Origin of the sequence: Ureibacillus massiliensis 4400831 = CIP 108448 = CCUG 49529 (genome assembly GCF_000772965.1) — a bacterium.
Classification (GTDB): Bacteria; Bacillota; Bacilli; order Bacillales_A; family Planococcaceae; genus Ureibacillus; species Ureibacillus massiliensis.
Genome location: NZ_JPVQ01000002.1, coordinates 224,858 through 243,202, shown reverse-complemented (window position 1 = coordinate 243,202; position 18,345 = coordinate 224,858). Strand labels below are relative to the sequence as shown.

Annotated in this window: 16 protein-coding genes; 13 read left to right on the top strand and 3 right to left on the bottom strand. The window is 31.9% G+C overall.

The features are described from left to right. Window positions 1-240: 240 nt before the first annotated feature. The 5 genes from CD30_RS02640 (at window position 241) to CD30_RS02620 (ending at window position 6,407) form a co-directional block, all read left to right on the top strand. The gene (locus tag CD30_RS02640; RefSeq protein WP_036172135.1) at window positions 241-1,326 is read left to right on the top strand and encodes an SDR family oxidoreductase; all 1,086 of its coding nucleotides are present in this window, start codon (window positions 241-243) and stop codon (window positions 1,324-1,326) included. A 357-nt stretch (window positions 1,327-1,683) separates the two neighbouring features. Continuing rightward, window positions 1,684-2,469 (top strand): TerC family protein, encoded by a 786-nt coding sequence (locus tag CD30_RS02635; RefSeq protein ID WP_036172132.1) that lies wholly within the window; start codon window positions 1,684-1,686, stop codon window positions 2,467-2,469. A gap of 106 nt (window positions 2,470-2,575) precedes the next feature. After that, on the top strand, window positions 2,576-3,928 hold the full coding sequence (locus tag CD30_RS02630) for a TrkH family potassium uptake protein (RefSeq protein ID WP_036172130.1): 1,353 nt from the start codon (window positions 2,576-2,578) through the stop codon (window positions 3,926-3,928). A gap of 499 nt (window positions 3,929-4,427) precedes the next feature. Next, window positions 4,428-5,843: an ATP-binding protein gene (locus CD30_RS02625; protein ID WP_052126022.1), complete on the top strand. Its 1,416-nt coding sequence runs from the start codon at window positions 4,428-4,430 to the stop codon at window positions 5,841-5,843. A gap of 117 nt (window positions 5,844-5,960) precedes the next feature. Next, entirely contained in the window at window positions 5,961-6,407 is a 447-nt protein-coding gene (locus CD30_RS02620) for a MarR family winged helix-turn-helix transcriptional regulator (RefSeq protein ID WP_036172128.1), read from the top strand. A gap of 91 nt (window positions 6,408-6,498) precedes the next feature. On the opposite strand, the gene CD30_RS02615 is transcribed toward CD30_RS02620, so the two are convergent. From CD30_RS02615 to CD30_RS02605, 3 genes are all read right to left on the bottom strand, one after another. Next, window positions 6,499-7,155, bottom strand: coding sequence for a hypothetical protein (locus CD30_RS02615; protein ID WP_036172126.1), 657 nt, complete (start codon window positions 7,153-7,155; stop codon window positions 6,499-6,501). A gap of 81 nt (window positions 7,156-7,236) precedes the next feature. Beyond that, window positions 7,237-7,848 (bottom strand): CPBP family intramembrane glutamic endopeptidase, encoded by a 612-nt coding sequence (locus tag CD30_RS02610; RefSeq protein ID WP_036172124.1) that lies wholly within the window; start codon window positions 7,846-7,848, stop codon window positions 7,237-7,239. Between the two features lie 75 nt (window positions 7,849-7,923). Beyond that, the gene (locus tag CD30_RS02605) at window positions 7,924-8,112 is read right to left on the bottom strand and encodes a YkvS family protein (protein WP_036172121.1); all 189 of its coding nucleotides are present in this window, start codon (window positions 8,110-8,112) and stop codon (window positions 7,924-7,926) included. A gap of 137 nt (window positions 8,113-8,249) precedes the next feature. Here CD30_RS02605 and CD30_RS02600 point away from each other — a divergent pair, with 137 nt between their 5' ends. The 8 genes from CD30_RS02600 to CD30_RS02570 all read left to right on the top strand — a co-directional run bounded on the left by CD30_RS02600 (window position 8,250) and on the right by CD30_RS02570 (window position 18,315). Next, window positions 8,250-8,438, top strand: a complete 189-nt coding sequence (locus CD30_RS02600) for a hypothetical protein (RefSeq protein ID WP_036172118.1) — start codon at window positions 8,250-8,252, stop codon at window positions 8,436-8,438. Between the two features lie 78 nt (window positions 8,439-8,516). Beyond that, window positions 8,517-8,678, top strand: coding sequence for an aspartyl-phosphate phosphatase Spo0E family protein (locus CD30_RS19695; RefSeq protein WP_268871077.1), 162 nt, complete (start codon window positions 8,517-8,519; stop codon window positions 8,676-8,678). Window positions 8,679-8,980: 302 nt separating this feature from the next. Then, window positions 8,981-9,853, top strand: coding sequence for an NAD(P)-dependent oxidoreductase (locus tag CD30_RS02595; RefSeq protein WP_036172115.1), 873 nt, complete (start codon window positions 8,981-8,983; stop codon window positions 9,851-9,853). 66 nt (window positions 9,854-9,919) lie between these two features. Beyond that, complete coding sequence (locus CD30_RS02590) at window positions 9,920-11,245, top strand: MFS transporter (protein WP_036172112.1); 1,326 nt, start codon at window positions 9,920-9,922, stop codon at window positions 11,243-11,245. 78 nt (window positions 11,246-11,323) lie between these two features. After that, window positions 11,324-12,226 carry a chemotaxis protein gene (locus CD30_RS02585; RefSeq protein WP_036172109.1) on the top strand — a complete coding sequence of 301 codons (903 nt, stop codon included), beginning with the start codon at window positions 11,324-11,326 and terminating at the stop codon, window positions 12,224-12,226. Window positions 12,227-12,482: 256 nt separating this feature from the next. Continuing rightward, complete coding sequence (locus CD30_RS02580; protein ID WP_036172106.1) at window positions 12,483-14,009, top strand: Ppx/GppA family phosphatase; 1,527 nt, start codon at window positions 12,483-12,485, stop codon at window positions 14,007-14,009. Window positions 14,010-14,028: 19 nt separating this feature from the next. Next, window positions 14,029-16,191, top strand: coding sequence for an RNA degradosome polyphosphate kinase (locus CD30_RS02575; protein ID WP_036172103.1), 2,163 nt, complete (start codon window positions 14,029-14,031; stop codon window positions 16,189-16,191). A gap of 87 nt (window positions 16,192-16,278) precedes the next feature. Next, window positions 16,279-18,315 (top strand): EAL domain-containing protein, encoded by a 2,037-nt coding sequence (locus tag CD30_RS02570; protein WP_036172100.1) that lies wholly within the window; start codon window positions 16,279-16,281, stop codon window positions 18,313-18,315. Window positions 18,316-18,345: the final 30 nt, after the last annotated feature.

The following is an 18,345-nucleotide window of genomic DNA, read 5'->3' as shown; positions in this document are numbered from 1 at the left end:
TGGTGTGAGAGGTCGACTAGCCAATTAATGGCTAGTTTCCTACTCGATTATTTTTAGAATACCTCCCCATGGTATGAAATATTCTGAATTAGTAACCATTTCAAATTTGTAAGGGAGAATTTTGCAACTTTTAAGGAGGATTTCTCGTTTTTTAAATCGTAACTTATATAAAGAGAGTTTTAAGATGTTGTAGTGCGTTACTCATTACTTCGTAAATAAATTAAAGGTGGATGAAGGAGTATGGGGGTTCATTTTTTTACCGGATTTCCTGGTTTTATATCAAGTCAATTAGTACGAGAGCTTTTTAATAAAAATTATACCGACCATGTATATGCTGTTGTTTATCCAACAGAATTAGAAAAAGCTAAAAAAGAGAGTCAGCTTATTATGGATAGTTTTCCTGGAAGAAGGATTTCCATTGTGGAAGGTGATATTACCCTCCCGCAGCTTGGTATTCAAGCAGATCGTTTAGAGGCAATTACCCAAAGTGTAGACGTTGTATGGCATTTAGCTGCAATATATGATCTTGCAGTACCAAGAGCTGTCGCTTGGAAAGTAAATGTTGAAGGGACAAAAATGGTTAATGAATTTGTCGGTCAATTACCTCATTTACAACGTTATATGTACTTTAGTACAGCGTATGTGGCAGGAAAACGAGAGGGTTTACTATTAGAAACGGAATTAATCCGACCAGATGGTTTTAAAAACTATTATGAGGAAACAAAATTTGAAGCAGAGCTACTTGTTGAAAAAATAAAAAATCATATCCCGACAACAATTATCCGACCGGGAATCGTACGAGGTAATTCAATTACAGGGGAAACGAATAAATTTGATGGACCGTATTTCTTTTTGAATATGATTGATACAATAAAGTTTCTTCCGTTCGTTCCCTACATTGGGAAATCTACAGCGCTCATTAATGTCGTACCAATTGATTATGTGATTGAGGCTTCTGCTTATTTATGCATGGAAGAAGCGGCAGAAGGAAAAACATTGCATTTAACCGATCCACATCCACACCCCGTTTTAGAGGTTTATCGTGCAATGGTAAAGGAAATGACAGATAAATATCCTAAAGGAAGACTGCCATTAACATTAACAAAAAAATGTTTAGAAATAAAAATGATTAGGAAAAAATTAGGTGTAGAAAGAGAGACGTTAGATTATTTATCGTGGAATGCTTATTTTGATTGTAAGAATGCGAGGGAAATCTTAAATAAAGGTAAAATAAAATGTCCAGACTTTATTAAAACAATACCAGTGATGGTTAAATTTTATAATAAAAACAAACATCGGAAAGAATTTCATATTGAGATTAAGTAGGTTATTTCAATTAGCTGAACAAAATAAAATTCTTGCATTAATTACTAATTTTGTACTATAATTTTATTATAAATTTCAACTGAATAGCCATTGACTTTACGTCAAAGGGGAGTAGCTATAAGTATTGATACTATTCAATTACTTACTTCACATTCGTCATTACATGGTATTACCATCGGGTGTGATAGCAAAACTATATGGTAGACTGGTATAGTTTATCAATAACGATGCTTAGCAAGACCTTTGCCTTTAGTAGGCAGAGGTCTTTTCTTTTTGTCTAAAAATGGTGATTGGTGAAGAGATTTACTTTTTGAAATACCTCATTTTTGGGTATACAAAAGAGGAGGAGGAGTATTTGTGGAAGCAATACTTTTAGAGTATGCTTGGGTCTTAGTTGTTTTAATCGTATTAGAAGGATTACTTGCGGCAGATAATGCTGTAGTAATGGCGGTAATGGTAAAACACTTGCCGCGTGAACAACAGAAAAAGGCATTATTTTATGGATTATTGGGCGCGTTTGTTTTCCGTTTTGCAGCACTATTTTTGATTACTTTATTAGTAGGAATTTGGCAAATTCAAGCAATCGGCGCTGCTTATTTATTATTCATCTCTATAAAACATATTTATGATAGTAAGTTTAAGAAGACCGAAGAAATAGATGAAGACGAATTAAGTGATGAGCCGCAGAAAGGAAAAGGCTTCTGGGCAACTGTCGTTAAAGTTGAGTTGGCGGATATTGCCTTTGCCATTGACTCGATGTTAGCAGCTGTTGCAATTGCTGTTACTTTACCGACAATCAGTGATATGCACATTGGTGGTATTAATATTGGGCAATTCTCTGTTATGTTCCTTGGGGGAATAATTGGTTTAGTATTAATGCGTTTTGCTGCACAATGGTTTGTAAAAGTTTTAAACGAGTACCCAGGCTTAGAAACTGCAGCATTTTTAATTGTAGGTTGGGTTGGAATTAAATTAGCTATTTTAACATTAGCTCACGATGGTGTTGGTATCCTACCACATGACTTCCCACATTCTACACCATGGAAAATCATCTTCTGGGGAGTATTGTTAGCTATTGCACTTGGTGGATACTTCTCAAGTGTTATTAAAAAGAAAAAAGGACAATCTGAACAAAGTTTATAATTTTTCTAAAAGAGGAGCAGTTTATATTCTGTTCCTCTTTTCATATAAGTTACATTTATTTATACTTAGGTAATGTTAAATCGACTTGAAAAAGAAGGCGACATGTATGGCTAAAAGAAAACATAACCGTAATTTTATCATTACACCATTTCAATTAATCGTTACCTATTATTTTATTGCAATTGCTATTTCATTTTTATTATTACGAATTCCTGCTGTTTATAGAGATGGGGTAGAGATATCTTACTTAGATAGCTTATTTACAGCAATCAGTGCTGTTAGCGTAACTGGGCTTACCGTTATTAACGTATCTGAAACCTTTTCATCATTTGGTATTGGTGTTCTTTTATTTATATTACAAATTGGCGCGATTGGCATTATGTCTATCGGTACATTCATTTGGATTTTGTTTGGCAAGAAAATTGGGATGCGTGAAAGACAGCTGATTATGATTGACCATAACCAGTATAATCTTTCTGGTGTTGTACATCTTTTAAAAGAAATCGTCAAAATATTATTAGTAATTGAGGCTCTTGGTGCAATTGTTTTATCTATCCATTTTTTAAGATATTTCGATAGCTGGGTAGTAGCGGCAAAGCATGGAATATTTACTTCTGTTTCAGCTACAACAAATGGGGGATTTGATCTTACGGGTAAAAGCTTGATACCATTCGGAACAGATTATTTTGTGCAATTTGTCATTATGATTTTAATTGTTCTTGGAGCAATCGGTTTTCCTGTATTAGTTGAATTGAAAACCTTTTTGTTTAGAAAAAGTAATACATTCAGATTTAGCTTATTTACGAAAATAACAACAGCAACCTATGGTGTTTTATTTCTAATCGGGAGTTTAGTTATTTACCTTGTTGAATCATTCCAGTCCTTTAGAGGTATGGCATGGCATGAGAAAATATTTACATCCATATTTCATTCTGTATCGGCAAGATCAGGAGGTTTAACAACAGTTGATATTTCAAGTTTTAATGAAGCGACAGATATTTTTTTAAGTTTTCTCATGTTTATCGGTGCATCCCCAAGCTCTGTTGGTGGAGGTATTCGAACAACGACATTTGCAGTTGCAATATTATTCTTAATAAGTTTTGCCAATGGACGAAATGAAATTCAAGTATTTGGAAGAGAGCTCCATATAACGGATGTTTACAGATCCTTTGTTGTCATTACTTTAGCAGCGTTTATGGTATTATTTGCGACAATGATTTTACTCATTACAGAACCTTACGCATCTTTAAATGATATTATCTTTGAAATCACTTCTGCTTTCGGTACGTGTGGAATGAGTCAAGGAATAACCTCAAATTTATCATCAGCAGGAAAAATTGTTGTTATGATATTAATGTTTATTGGACGAGTTGGCTTAATTTCATTCTTATACTCTCTCGGAGGAAAAGCGAAAAAATCACAATATCGATATCCGAAGGAGCGGGTCATAATAGGGTAGTGGATAAGGGACCATATGATGTGTTTTACATCATATGGCCTTTTTTGTCTATTTTGAAAGGTGCATTATTTTGTCTTTTATAATACATACTTTAAAATTGCCCAGAAAAAATGCAAGATTCAACATCTCCCGAAATATCATCATAATTATATTAATTTCCATCTTACTGAATTGTTTGAAAACGGATTAATTGACAATTTTTTCGTATTTTCTTAATATTTAAATGGAAATGTATTAACATATAAAGCTATTTACATATACACTTTAATTGATTAAAGTGTTTAAAACATTCAGTATTCTAGGCAACTAGTAATAATTTAAGTGGAGTGTTGGTTGAATATTATTTTTAATCCATAAATAATCGTAAAAGTTAATTTGTCAAATATTAAACTACAAATTTAGTAATATATTGTCATAATCATTCATAATCAGTAATAGATTAGAAATATGTAAGGATTTGCATAAGAATCTTCTAGATGTGGAAGGATTGGTGTTTTCAATGGTGAAAGTAAGTCCTATATATAAGGAATTTTTCCAACCAGTTAGCACTCCAACGTTAATATTAAACACTTCTTGTCAAATTCAGTCATTAAATGATCAGGCTGCCAAGAAGCTGAATTTAAAAGAATATGATTTCATTACAATGGACGAGCCATCAAAAAGAGCATGGGAAAAATTGTTGAAAGGATTCCCAAATGAAGCTTACGCTTACTGTACTCTTAATGTGAAAGTTGGGGAACAATACGAAAAACTGTATTTATCCTGTCATTTTGATAATAAAACCCAACAAATTTATGCTAGATTGATTAATAAAATAGGGTTGAGTGACAATATTAACAAAAAGTTAGCTCAAATATCGTCGATGTTTTGTGAATTTTCCCATGGTCTAATTATTACAGATCTTGATGGCGAAATAATTAGTATAAATAATATCGGACTTGAGCTTTTAGGTATTGATAAATGTCAATTAGTGAATCAAACCTATGAAAATATATTTAAAAATTTTTCAAATAACCAAATCTCAACATTTCAATATTTTCGTGAGCTTTCAACAAATGGACAGGCAACAGTAGAATTATCAAGAAAAAATGATGATCGTGTTCTATGGTTAAAGCTCGAGAGTAAATTGAATTCTTCATTGGGGATTATACTTACTACCATTACGGACGAGACAGAAAAATATATATTAAAGCAAAAAGTAGAACAACATAAGAATCTTAATGCAATAGGGCAAATGACAGCGAGTATTGCCCATGAAATTCGTAATCCTATGACTTCGTTAAAGGGGTTTATTGAGCTTCTAAAAATAAATTGTTCAGAGAATGAAAAAAAATATTTAAATGTTATGAATTCTGAGCTGGAACGAATGGATTCTATTCTATCTGAAATTCTCTATTTATCAAATCCGAATGAACGAATATATGAAGAAGTACAATTTACGAAAATTATTCACAATGTCATTGAATTAATGAATCCTCTTGCTGAATTAAAAAATATCACTTTTCAAATGAACAAAATAGAACCAGTGAATGAAAAAGTAATTGGAAATGAGAATCGTTTGAAACAAATGATGATTAATCTTGTGAAAAATGCGATAGAAGTTATGGATTCAGGTGGAAACATCACCATTAAAATCTATAATGAGATAAACAATTTAAAAGTTGCCGTTTGTGATGAAGGGAAGGGCATTAAAGAGGAGGAAATTTCTAATTTGTTTACCCCTTTCTATACAACGAAGGAAAATGGGACAGGTCTTGGATTAATTTTAGTCAAAAAGGTAATTGAAGAACATGATGGTGAAATAAGTGTGGAAAGCAAACTAGGGATTGGAACTACATTTACAATTAAATTGCCAACAGTACACGAAGCATTTTTAAAGAAAGATGATTCCCAGCCAGACCTTTTGATGACATAAATTAGTCTTTGAGTATCAATTGTTCGACTGTAACAATTATGTCATTGAAAAGTACTTTGACAAATCTTTCTATCTCTAGCTATAATTCATTATATTAGGGAAAAAGGATGATTTGTCGTGACTTCAGAGAATATGAAACAATCCTTAAAACTTTATATAGTCTTATCAAGAGCAAATAAGGCTATCAATGAAGTGACAAATGAATTTTTTCAACAAAATGGTTTAAACCCAACGGAATTTGCAGTATTAGAGTTACTTTATCATAAAGGGAAGCAGCCGCTACAGCAGATTGGTAATAAAATTTTACTTGCAAGTGGTTCAATCACTTATGTCGTTGATAAACTTGAAAAAAGAGGTTACCTAAACAGAGTATCGTGTCCAACAGATCGACGAGTGACTTATGCTGAAATTACAAAAGAAGGTTCTGATTTTATGGATCAATTATTCCCAGAACATGAAAAGCACCTGCACGATATGCTAAGTGTACTTACTTCTGATGAGAAGGAAACTGCTATTAGTTTGTTGAAGAAATTAGGATTATCAATAAAAGATTTGTCATATTAAGGATTATATGAAATTAAAAAGTCGACTTTAGGGGTTTCCTCTATAGTCGACTTTTTTGTAGTTGATAAAGCTTTTTTATCATAAAGTTTTATTAGTTAGCTTTTTTAATTGTTAATCCCATTTTAATCATCGCATCAGATAGATCCATTAATTTTTCATCAAAAATTGTTAAGCGCACTAATGAATCTTCTTTTTCAAATACAACTGCAATTACAACTTGATCAGCGAGATCAACTTTATAGGCTGTGTAATTTGCAATATCATCTTGTATAAATTCTTTAATATCAAATTGTTCATAACCTACATGAGGACTGATCGTATTCATTAGCTCTTCTGTGTTTTTAACTAAATCATCAAATGTTGAATCGTTTGTTGATTTATATTCAATACGCATTGTGATTGAATCGTCAGCAGTTAAATAGAGCATATCTTTACCAGGTTCCTCAGCAGTTAACGTGAAATTAGGTAATGATTGAATTGAATAGCCCTGTGAATTGCTTTTAACTGTTGTAGTTTCTTCAGTTCTTTCTTCGCCGTTTGTTGTATATGTGATAGTTGTCTTATTATCAGATGGTTCGACTGGCTCTTCTGTAACATTTCCGTTTTCAGGTAGATCTTGATTTTCATTTGATCCACTGTCAGCTGTAACGTGATCTTTTGTATGTTCTGTATTAGGCTGGTCATCAGAAGTATTACAAGCTGTTAAAAATAAAGCTAAAATGATTGATGTATAAATGTGTTTTCTCATTTTTTTGCCCCCTCATTGAATTAAACGTGTGTTTTTGCTTAAAGTTTCAACATAAATAAATTTTTGTTTGTTCCCATTTTCTTAGAAAAAGGGGATTATTAAAAAAAGTAACACAATAAAAACTTCATGAGCTACAATAACTAGGGGCATACTTTTTTTCCATTCATAAAGTGCTCCAAGAAAAATACTCATAATAAATGCTACTATACTAATGCTGAAATACCCACTTATTGCGAAGAAAATGCAAAAAAGAGCGCTTGAGATACTAATTGCTATAATAGGTGATACGAAAGTTTTAAGTTTTTGTTGGATATATCCTCGCCAAAACATTTCTTCACAAATGACAAGAATAAATAGAAGTAAAAAATAGTGCCATATATTGTTTGGTCCAAAGGATGAAATAAACTTGGTTGTTGTTTTTGTAAAATCATCATTCACCATGTTAAGAATCCAATATAAGAAGCGTATAATCCCATATAAAACAGTACCATAGCCTATACCAAATAATAATGTTCTCCAAACGGGAAGCTCATCCTTTATTTGGTTTGAAATCAAAGAGATCGCACAAGCCGTAAGCATTGTGAAAGCATAGATATACCAAAAAATATCTGACTCTTCATATGCGTAATAAATGAAAGCATACACAAAAATTAGTGGAAGAAGGAGTCTGATAAATTGATTACCTAATTTCATAGCTTGCCTCCTTGATACTTATATTACCATAAAAAAAATTCCCAATCATCATTTCGTATGTTGGGAACGTATTAATTAGAGTGCATCATTATTTAAAATTTTATATCGTTTATGATTCACAACAGTTTTTTCTTCCATTTCAAGGTCATGAAAATTTTCCATAATCGTTAAGTCAACAATAACGGAATTCTCATTTACCTTTTCAACAATTCCTTGCAAACCGTCTTTAAATTCGATTATATTACCTACTTCAGCTATTTTCATAAAAAAGCAGCTCCTTTAATTGCTTAATATTATGAAAGTTTGCATGAAAAATAAAAAAAAGTAAATAGATATTTGAATAATTAATAATTTGTAACTATTTTTTATCGTAAGTTACATTGAAAGAAAGGTGTTTTTATATGGAAATATATAAAAAAATGATTGAACAACTAAAAAATGGAGAAATTGATAGTATAGAAGTAACAAAAGAGGAATTTTTGAAGTTCCGAGAAGTACTGGTGAAAGATCCTAAATTTAAACATTTTCGTGGCGAAGCTAAGCAAGGTGGAAATGTAATTTATACATTTTTAGAAATACCTAGAAGTTAACACGATCTTAATTTTTGAAATTGGGGTTTTTTATGTATGAAAATTTAAAAAAGGAGCGGTTTTGTGGAGAAGGACACCTTGAATAAGCTTGAACAGAAAAGAAAAATGATGATTCAATCGGGAATCGAAAATGGACTTCAAAACCCTAAAACACTCAGATTAAGTCGTCAATTAGATAAACTAATGAATCAATATGATCAAAATGAGAATATTGATGAAAAAACAAATTTTCTTAATTAAAAAATTCAAAAAAAACAATTATATTGTGTTTAAATTTTATAATTTTGGCAATATTATATTTGAACACAGCAACATTCTCATTTCCCCCTTTTAGAGCTGAAAACAATACGTTTTTGGCTCTCTTTTTTTGTATATTTATTCCACTTCACTATTACTTCATTAAGCTATCTCTATACTACTTTTCCAAAAAATAAATGAAGAGACTATACTTTGTAAATTTCTAGTAATATTTTTTAAAAATTTACAACAATTTTCTTATTATTTGTTAAACTACAATAAAATGAAATTTTTGGGGTGATTGTATGTTAAAGCAGGAAAAGGTTGCATTTATAGGTACAGGTGTTATGGGAACAAGTATAGTAAAACATTTACTAAATAAAAATTATGAAGTGACAATTTATACACGTACAAAGTCAAAAGCAAGTTCATTAATAGAGCTTGGGGCAAAATGGGCGGAAACACCTATGGAAGCGTCAGTAGATAAAGATGTTATTTTTACAATGGTCGGTTTTCCTCAAGATGTAGAACAAGTGTATTGCGGGGATAATGGAATTTTTCAAACGGCAAAAAAAGGATCAATTGTTGTTGATCTTACAACGTCTGAACCAACATTAGCAAAAAAAATCTATCAAATTGCTAAAGAAAAAGAAATCTACTCACTCGATGCACCGGTCTCTGGAGGAGATATTGGAGCACAAAAAGGAATGCTCTCGATTATGGTCGGCGGTGATAAAGAGGCATTTGATAAAATGCTACCGATTTTCGAGGTGTTTGGAGAAAATATTGTGTACCAAGGTGAAGCTGGAAATGGACAGCATACAAAAATGTGCAATCAATTACTAATTGCTACGAACATGATTGGTGTTTGCGAATCTATTTCATACGGATTAAAGGCAGGATTAGATTTAGAAAGAGTACTTCAATCGATTTCAACAGGTGCTGCTGGTTCTTGGTCGCTATCAAACTTAGGTCCGAAAATGTTAAAAGGGGATTTTGAACCAGGTTTTTATATTAAACATTTTATTAAAGATATGAAGATTGCGATAGACGAAGCAGATAGAATGGGACTTGATTTACCAGGTGTTAAGCTATCTAAAGATCTGTATAATCATTTGCTTGAACGAGGATATGGAGATAACGGTACACAGGCATTGGTGAAATATTATATTGACTAATGATTTATCCTATTTTTTTGGTGAAAAAATTTTTACTAAATAAAAATGTGATAGGAGTAAAAATTAATGGCGAAATCTCTAAATAAAAGATTGCCAGGTGAACGAAGTCAATTAGCTTTATACATGTCTCTACCTATATTGTCTTGGGCGTTTTATGATTTTGCGAACACTATTTTTTCATCAAATATTAATACAATTTTCTTTCCATTTTATATGGATGAGGTTTTAGGTACAAATGAAGTAATGCAGCAAGTGGCAAGTACGTTTATTTCATACGCAAATGCAGTTGCTAGTTTCTTTATTGTCATTTTTTCACCCCTTTTTGGTGTATGGATTGATAATACGGGCTATAAGAAACGTTTTATCGTATGGTTTGCTTCATTATCGATTTTTTTTACGTTCATGATGGGTATTTTTGCAGAAATCAACAATGATATTCTCTATGCAGGAATTCCTTTAAGCTTGTGTTTAACCGTAATAAGTTTTGTGATTGCTAAATTTTTCTTTAATTCTAGTTTAGTATTTTATGATTCGATGATGAGTGATTTAGGTACGAAAAAGGAAATGCCATTAATCTCTGGTTTTGGAGTTGCAATTGGTTATTTTGGTACGATTGTTGGATTGCTTGTTTATTTATTAGTTTCTGATGGTAATTATCATCGTGCATTTATTCCAACTGCCATTTTGTATTTAATTTTCTCTTTACCATTATTCTTTATCAATAAAGATCATCCAAAACCAAAAAGCGAAAGAAAACCTATTAAATTTTTGGATGGATATAAAGAAATCATTCGTACATTTAAAGAGATGAAGATGTATAAATCTGTTTTCATTTTCATGATAGCTTATTTTTTTCTTAACGATGCAATAGCTACAACAATTGCAATGATGACAATTTATGCAACTGCTATTGTTGGTTTTACATCTGGTGAGTTTATTCTTTTATATCTAGTAAGTACGGTTTCAACAATAATAGGCTCATTTTTATTTGGGAATATAGCTAAAGCTATCGGGGCAAGAAAGGCAGTTTCTGTTGTAGCTGTTATTATGATTTTCGCTTTAATTGTTGCAGTATTTGCAACTGATAAATGGATGTTTTGGATTGCTGGTAGTTTGTTCGGTGTTTCATTGGGTTCAATGTGGGTAACATCAAGAACTTTAATTGTAGAGTTGACACCAGAAGAAAAAAGAGGACAATTCTTTGGGCTTTTTGCATTTTCTGGAAAGGTTTCCGCCATTATAGGTCCTGCTATTTATGGAACTGTCACACTTTTGTTAAAAGATTACGGAGATATTGCAAGCCGTGTTGCTTTAGGCTCACTAATCATTATGACGGTTATTGGATTGCTTGTTCACTTGAAAGTCAAACAACAAACACAAAATAGCATGTAGGAGATTTAAATTGCCTATGATACAATCAAACTATAGTCATAAATAGTGAGTTATAAGAAGTAAAGGAGCGGGACTGTCGTGGAACAAAAAGGAATTTTACTAGAGAGTGGAACTAATGAATTGGAAATTGTTGAATTCCATGTAGCAAATAATAAATTCGGTATAAACGTAATAAAAGTAAAGGAAATCATTCAACCGATTCCTGTTACATTTATCCCGCATGCTCATCCACATGTTGAAGGTATTGTACAGCTTCGAGGTGAAGTGTTACCTGTAGTTGATATGTTGAAGGTATTAGGCATTCCTAATGCGACGTATAGTGAGCAGCAAAAATATATTGTAGCAGAATTTAATAAACAAAAAGTAGTATTCCATGTTGATAATGTTACGCAAATACATCGAATTTCATGGGAACAAATTGAAAGACCGTCTGATATGTATCAAGGTGGGGCTTCACAAGTAATTGGTGTAATCAAAATTAATGGTCAAATGATTTTACTATTGGATTTTGAAAGAGTAATGGTAGATATTAACCCGAATTCAGGTATTAGTATTGATTCTGTGAAAAAATTAGGTAAACGTAATCGCTCTGATAAGAGAGTTGTTATCGCAGAAGATTCACCATTATTAAGAAAATTATTGCATGATACATTTCAGGAAGCTGGTTATGTAAATATTGAATTCTTTGAAAATGGTAAAGATGCTTATGAATATTTAGAGTCTATTGTAAATACAGGTATTGACATTGCTGAAAATGTACAGTTAGTCGTAACCGATATTGAAATGCCGCAAATGGATGGACATCATTTAACAAAGAAAATCAAAACTCATCCTGATTTGCAAAAACTACCTGTCATTATTTTCTCAAGCTTAATAACAGATGATTTGCGTCATAAAGGAGAAGAAGTTGGAGCAGAAGATCAAATATCGAAGCCTGAAATCGCAGATTTAATACTAAAAGTAGACCAATTTATTTTATAATAACGACTAAACTAATGTAGGTATCCCATTCTGAATATTTGAAATTTCATAAAGTCGGATACCTCTATAGGCATCCGACTTTTTTATTACAAGTTTAAATTGATTAAGATTGTCCTATTCTAGACATAAATGGTAGCTACATACAGGTGAAGTTTAAATAGGACGCCTTTAGAATAGTAGGTTTGGTCAATATATAAACCCTACAAATAATCGGTAGCCCAGCTTTAATTCTTATAAGAAAAGAGAAGTGAGTAGTATGAGTAGATTTAAAACAGCAATCATTGATATTGGCTCTAATACAATTCGACTTGTACTTTATAAATACGATAGAAATGAAGGGCTACATGAATTTGGAAATATCAAAAAAGTAGCAAGGTTACGAAGCTATTTACAGGATAATGGCGAAATGTCTGAAGAAGGTATACAGGTTCTTTCAGAAACACTTATATCATTTAAAAAAATTTTAGATGATTTTGAAGTTGTAGATATTCAAGCAGTTGCAACAGCTGCAATTAGACAAGCAAAAAATAAAAAGCAAATACTTTCCAGAATGAAAAAAGAAACTGGAATAAAAATAGACTTATTATCCGAGGAGGAAGAAGCCTATTTTGGTTTTTTAGCAGTGGCACATTCTATGGATACTCCTTCGGCAGTAACTATAGATATTGGTGGAGGTTCAACGGAACTTACATTATATATAGATAAAAAGCTTCAAAAAACCTATAGTCTTCCATTCGGAACTGTTTCATTAAAACAATTATTTGTTTCTGGAGATTTAATAAATGAAACGGAGAAAAAACTTTTACGTCAATATATTAAAAAGCAATTTTCTGGTATATCTTGGATAAATGATGTTAAATTACCAATCGTAGCGATTGGTGGAAGTGCAAGAAACGTAGCACAAATACATCAACATCAAATAGATTATCCTATTTCTGGTGTACATCATTATGAAATGCATCGAGAAGATTTAATTGGTTTAAAAGGTTTTCTTGGTGATATGACATTTGAGCAATTGAAACAACTAGACGGTCTTTCTACTGATAGAGCAGATATTATTGGAATAGCTTTAGAAGTATTTTTAATGCTGATGGAAGTAGTAGATTCGAATACGTTCCAAATTAGTAAAAAAGGGTTACGTGAAGGATTAATCATTAATCGTGTACTTCAAAGTAATCCTGATGCCTTTGATAAGTATAATGTTTTTGAAGAAAATGCAAGACGAATTGTGTTCGAGTATGGGAGAACGGAAGAGGAAGGCTCTACACTTCAAAATTTAACAGAAAATTTATATAAAGAATGTTGCAGCTTAAATATAGTTCAATATAATGAAAAATATTTTGAATTAATTAAAAAAGCAGCGAGAGTATATGCAATAGGAGAGTATATTGAACTGGATTCCTCTAGTCAGCATACATTTTACTTAATTGCAAACCAGTCTATTGCGGGTATGAATCATATCGAACGAGTGAAGCTTGCTCTACTTGCTTCATATAAAAATCGAGATTATTTTAGAAGATTTGCAGCACCATTTGAAACATGGATAGATAAAGATGAATTAAAAGTATTAAAAGAATATGGCGCAATGCTAAAGTTTGTATATGCTTTAAATATATCTAAGCGTAATGTTGTAAAATCAATTCGATTGGAAAAAGAAGATAATGTTATTGTGGTCTACATTGAAGCAAAAAATAGTGCGATGGCAGAAAAATACCAAGCAGAACGACAAAAAAAGCATCTTGAGCGCATTTTTAAACAGCCTGTTAAAATTGAATTTTACTAAGAAGGATGGAATAAATGATATGAATACAGAAATCGAACGAAGCTCTTCTGACGAATGGAACGAGCTTCAGGATGATGAGAATTATTTACAAATGCTTGAAGAAATCGGAAAGCCAAAATACTACAATAACCGTGAATTAAGCTGGCTAGCATTCAATGAACGCGTTCTAGAAGAAGCAGAAGATAAATCGAACCCTTTATTAGAACGTTTAAAATTTCTCGCAATATTTAGTTCTAATCTAGATGAATTTTTCATGGTACGTGTTGCAGGCTTACAAGATCAGGTACGTGCTGGTTTTTTTAAGCCTGAAAATAAATCTGGATTTACACCAATGGAACAGCTAACAAAAATTGCAGAAAAAACTCAGTCCCTCGTTCGTAGACAAATGGAGGTTTTTCGTCATTTAGTATTTGATTTATTACCAAAAGAGCATGTTCATTTAAAAGAATTTGATCATTTAAATAGTACACAACAACAATATTTAGATGAACTTTTCGAAGAAACAATTTTTCCAGTCTTAACGCCTGTTGCAGTTGATGCATATCGACCTTTTCCTACACTATTGGGAAAAACATTAAACTTATTAGTCATGCTTGAGGATAATAGCATTGGCATTGATGATAGTGAACGTGTTGCAATTGTTCAAGTACCTTCAGTATTAGATCGTTTTATCGAAGTTCCTAGCCAAGAAGGAACAGTATTCGTTTTACTAGAAGATGTGATTACAAGTCATATCGATAAATTATTCTATGGATATAATGTTAAGTCTATCCAAGCATTCAGATTAACACGAAATGCTGATTTAACAATTCATGAAGAAGGCGCACAGGATTTACTTGTGGAAATTGAAAAAGAATTGAAAAAAAGAAAATGGGGAGTAGGAAGCCGTCTAGAGGTTCGGGATGGCGAAATGAGTGATGAAGTATTAGACTACTTGCTCGATGAATTTGAAATCCAAGAGTCAGATGTTTATAAAATTGATGGACCACTAGATTTAACGTTTTTATTTAGCTTTGTTAAAAAAATATCTGCTGGTAGAGAGCATCTAGTATATGAAAGCTTTATTCCACAGCATCCACAAGATTTAGATTCTCATGAGGATGTATTTGAAAAAGCATTAACACAAGATATCTTTTTCCATCATCCATACGAATCCTTTGAACCAATTGTTGATTTTGTGACACAAGCCGCTGTTGATCCGACAGTTCTAGCAATTAAACAAACCTTATACCGAGTAAGTGGGAATTCACCAATTATCCAAGGTTTAAAACAAGCTGCTGAAAACGGCAAGCAAGTAACAGTTTTAGTAGAATTAAAAGCTCGATTTGACGAGGAAAACAATGTTCATTGGGCAAAAGAACTTGAACAAGCTGGATGCTTAGTCATATACGGAATGAATAACTTAAAAACACACTCAAAAATTACTCTTGTTGTTCGCAGAAGAAATGACAAAATTGAACGTTTTGTTCATCTTGGAACAGGGAATTACAATGATGCAACGGCAAAAATCTACACTGATATGGGGATTATTACAACTAATAAAGAATTCGGTATTGATGCAACGAATTTCTTTAATTATTTAAGTGGTTATACGGAAAAACCGAAATTTAACCATTTAGTAGTAGCACCCTTTGATATTCGAGATGAATTCATTAAATTAATCAATGATGAGATTGAGTGTCATAAAAAATATGGAAATGGATTTATTCGTGCAAAAATGAATTCATTAACGGATAAAGATATCATCATGAAACTATATGAAGCATCGATTAATGGTGTGAAAATTGAGTTGTTAATTCGTGGTATTTGTTGCCTACGTCCAGGTATACCAGGGATAAGTGAAAATATAACAGTTTCAAGTATCGTTGGACGCTTTTTAGAGCATACACGTATTTATTGGTTCCATCATAATGGAGAAAATAAAGTCTTTTTATCTTCTGCGGATATGATGACAAGAAATATGGTGAAAAGAGTTGAAATACTATTCCCAATCTATTCTAAAGAAACGAAGAATCGTGTAATGGATATATTGATAACGCAACTAGCGGACAATGTAAAAGCCCGAATGCAAGATGCAACTGGCAAATATCACTATAAAGAAAAAGATCCAAATGGAATACAAATTAATAGCCAAGAATTGTATATTGAACAGGCGATGAGTACAGTTGTCGTTGAGGATTAGTTTCTTAATGTAGTCTTGGTTCTCCCGAATTCTTGACTACAATACATAGATACAATGGATTTATATTTGTTTAATGGAGGAAATTCTATGGCAAACTTACCGCTAGACACAATAGAGCAATATTTACAGGAAATCATTAAACTAAATCCATTCGACGCTGTCGTGATTGTGAAGAGCAGAGAAGATGAATATACTGTTGAAATGCTTAATGACAAAGCAAAAGAGCTTTCTGGAAACCTATTTAAAAAAGGACAACAGGCACATAGTTTTTTTCATTTTATAGATTGGCATCAAATTATTGAACTTTTTCGTTTTCCCAAAATCGAAATAAAGTATATGATGGTCAATCCTTCTAATGTTCTATGTGCAGTGTATGTACAAAGAATAGAATTGGCAGATGAGCAATACTACTCTGTCGTTCTTAGAAACGTTTCTGAGCATATAGAAGAAGCCTTTGAACAGAACAAAGAAATCGAGAAACATTTGAATTTTGTTGAACATCATATTAATCCTATAATTTCATTAAATTTAAATGGAGAAATCATCTATACAAATCATGCAGCAACGAGAAAATTATTAGAATCCAATTCGACATTGGTTGGAGAAAATATCTTTGATATTCTTGCTGAAGAATATCTAAAACCATTTCGTGCATTATTTAAGAACACTTTAAAAGGAATAACGATGGGTATGCCTAAAGTGATGTTAAATAGTAAAATGGCATGTGAAAAGCCTTTTAATATTCGAACATTCCCCACGTATTGGAATAATCAAGTAATTGGAATCCATATTGTTTTTAACAGTGTAGACGATTTATTTATTGAAGATGGAAGTCCTTATCAATTAATAAACTATCATGATCAATTAACTGGATTATTAAATCGTAAAGCATTAAATGAACAATGGACCGATGAGTTTAGTACCTTTAACGATGGATTAAATATCGCATTACTACTAGTTGATTTAGATCGTTTTAAGAAGTATAACGAATCGTTAGGCAAGGATGCGGCAGATAAAATGCTTAAAATGGTAAGTCAACGATTAGCGAAAATCCGCAACAAATTTAGTGAGCTTTATAGATATAATGGTGATGAATTCGTATTTGTATTACGTTATTTTTCAAGAGACGAAATCGAACTCTTTGCAAATAATATTTTAGCTGCATTCAAAGAGCCATTTATTATTGATGACCAGGAGTATTTCTTAACATCATCGATAGGTATTTCTATAAGTACTTACGGACATAATAATGATTTAGAAAGTATTTTACATCAAGCAGAGCAAGCTGTTTATTATGTTAAGAAAAATGGTCGTTTCCATTATAGATTTTATCGAAGTGAAATGAGTCAAGCCTTTCCCAATGAAGTGTTAATGGAGGCGCATTTACGTCGTGCAATTGAGTTTGATGAATTGTCCATTCATTTACAACCACAAATTGATTTACAAACGAATGAGATTGACAGTTTTGAAGCTTTAATACGCTGGAATAATCGGAAATTTGGTTATGTACCACCATCTCAATTTATTCCGCTTGCAGAAAGCTCGGGGCTAATCATTCAAGTGGGAGATTGGGTATTAGAACAAGTATGTAAAAACCTTCAGGAGTGGAAGGTAAAAGGATATCGTCCAGTTAGAGTTGCGGTGAATATTTCTCCAAAGCAATTTAAACAGGAAAATTTTGCGACTAAAATTGAACAGCTATTAAACATATATGATATTGAACCGAAATATTTAGAGCTCGAAATTACAGAAAGTTCTATGGTTAACGTGAGTGAAACCCATGAGATTTTAACAAAGTTAAAAGAACTTGGTGTATATGTATCTGTTGATGATTTCGGAACTGGCTATTCTTCTTTAAGCTATTTGAAAAAATATCCGATTGATATTATAAAAATTGATCAATCATTTATTGCAGATATTAATAAAGATGAGAAAAATGAAGCAATTATTAAAGCAATTATTACATTATCAGAAAATCTAGGCATGGATGTTGTTGCTGAAGGTGTTGAAGAAGAATTTCAAGAGGAATTTTTAAAGTTAAATAATTGTAGAAAAGGACAAGGTTATTTATACAATAAACCTTTACCTGTAGATCTCATTATTAAAGAATATTTAGTAAATTAGTAAATATGGCACTTTCTTTAATCCTTTTTG

What these genes read in the sequence shown, in the direction of transcription:
- CD30_RS02640 (WP_036172135.1), top strand. Translation starts at nt 241, where the DNA reads ATGGGGGTTCATTTTTTTACCGGATTTCCTGGTTTTATATCAAGTCAA.
- CD30_RS02630 (WP_036172130.1), top strand. Translation starts at nt 2,576, where the DNA reads ATGGCTAAAAGAAAACATAACCGTAATTTTATCATTACACCATTTCAA.
- CD30_RS02625 (WP_052126022.1), top strand. Translation starts at nt 4,428, where the DNA reads ATGGTGAAAGTAAGTCCTATATATAAGGAATTTTTCCAACCAGTTAGC.
- CD30_RS02615 (WP_036172126.1), bottom strand. Translation starts at nt 7,155, where the DNA reads ATGAGAAAACACATTTATACATCAATCATTTTAGCTTTATTTTTAACA.
- CD30_RS02610 (WP_036172124.1), bottom strand. Translation starts at nt 7,848, where the DNA reads ATGAAATTAGGTAATCAATTTATCAGACTCCTTCTTCCACTAATTTTT.
- CD30_RS02605 (WP_036172121.1), bottom strand. Translation starts at nt 8,112, where the DNA reads ATGAAAATAGCTGAAGTAGGTAATATAATCGAATTTAAAGACGGTTTG.
- CD30_RS02600 (WP_036172118.1), top strand. Translation starts at nt 8,250, where the DNA reads ATGGAAATATATAAAAAAATGATTGAACAACTAAAAAATGGAGAAATT.
- CD30_RS02595 (WP_036172115.1), top strand. Translation starts at nt 8,981, where the DNA reads ATGTTAAAGCAGGAAAAGGTTGCATTTATAGGTACAGGTGTTATGGGA.
- CD30_RS02590 (WP_036172112.1), top strand. Translation starts at nt 9,920, where the DNA reads ATGGCGAAATCTCTAAATAAAAGATTGCCAGGTGAACGAAGTCAATTA.
- CD30_RS02580 (WP_036172106.1), top strand. Translation starts at nt 12,483, where the DNA reads ATGAGTAGATTTAAAACAGCAATCATTGATATTGGCTCTAATACAATT.
- CD30_RS02575 (WP_036172103.1), top strand. Translation starts at nt 14,029, where the DNA reads ATGAATACAGAAATCGAACGAAGCTCTTCTGACGAATGGAACGAGCTT.
- CD30_RS02570 (WP_036172100.1), top strand. Translation starts at nt 16,279, where the DNA reads ATGGCAAACTTACCGCTAGACACAATAGAGCAATATTTACAGGAAATC.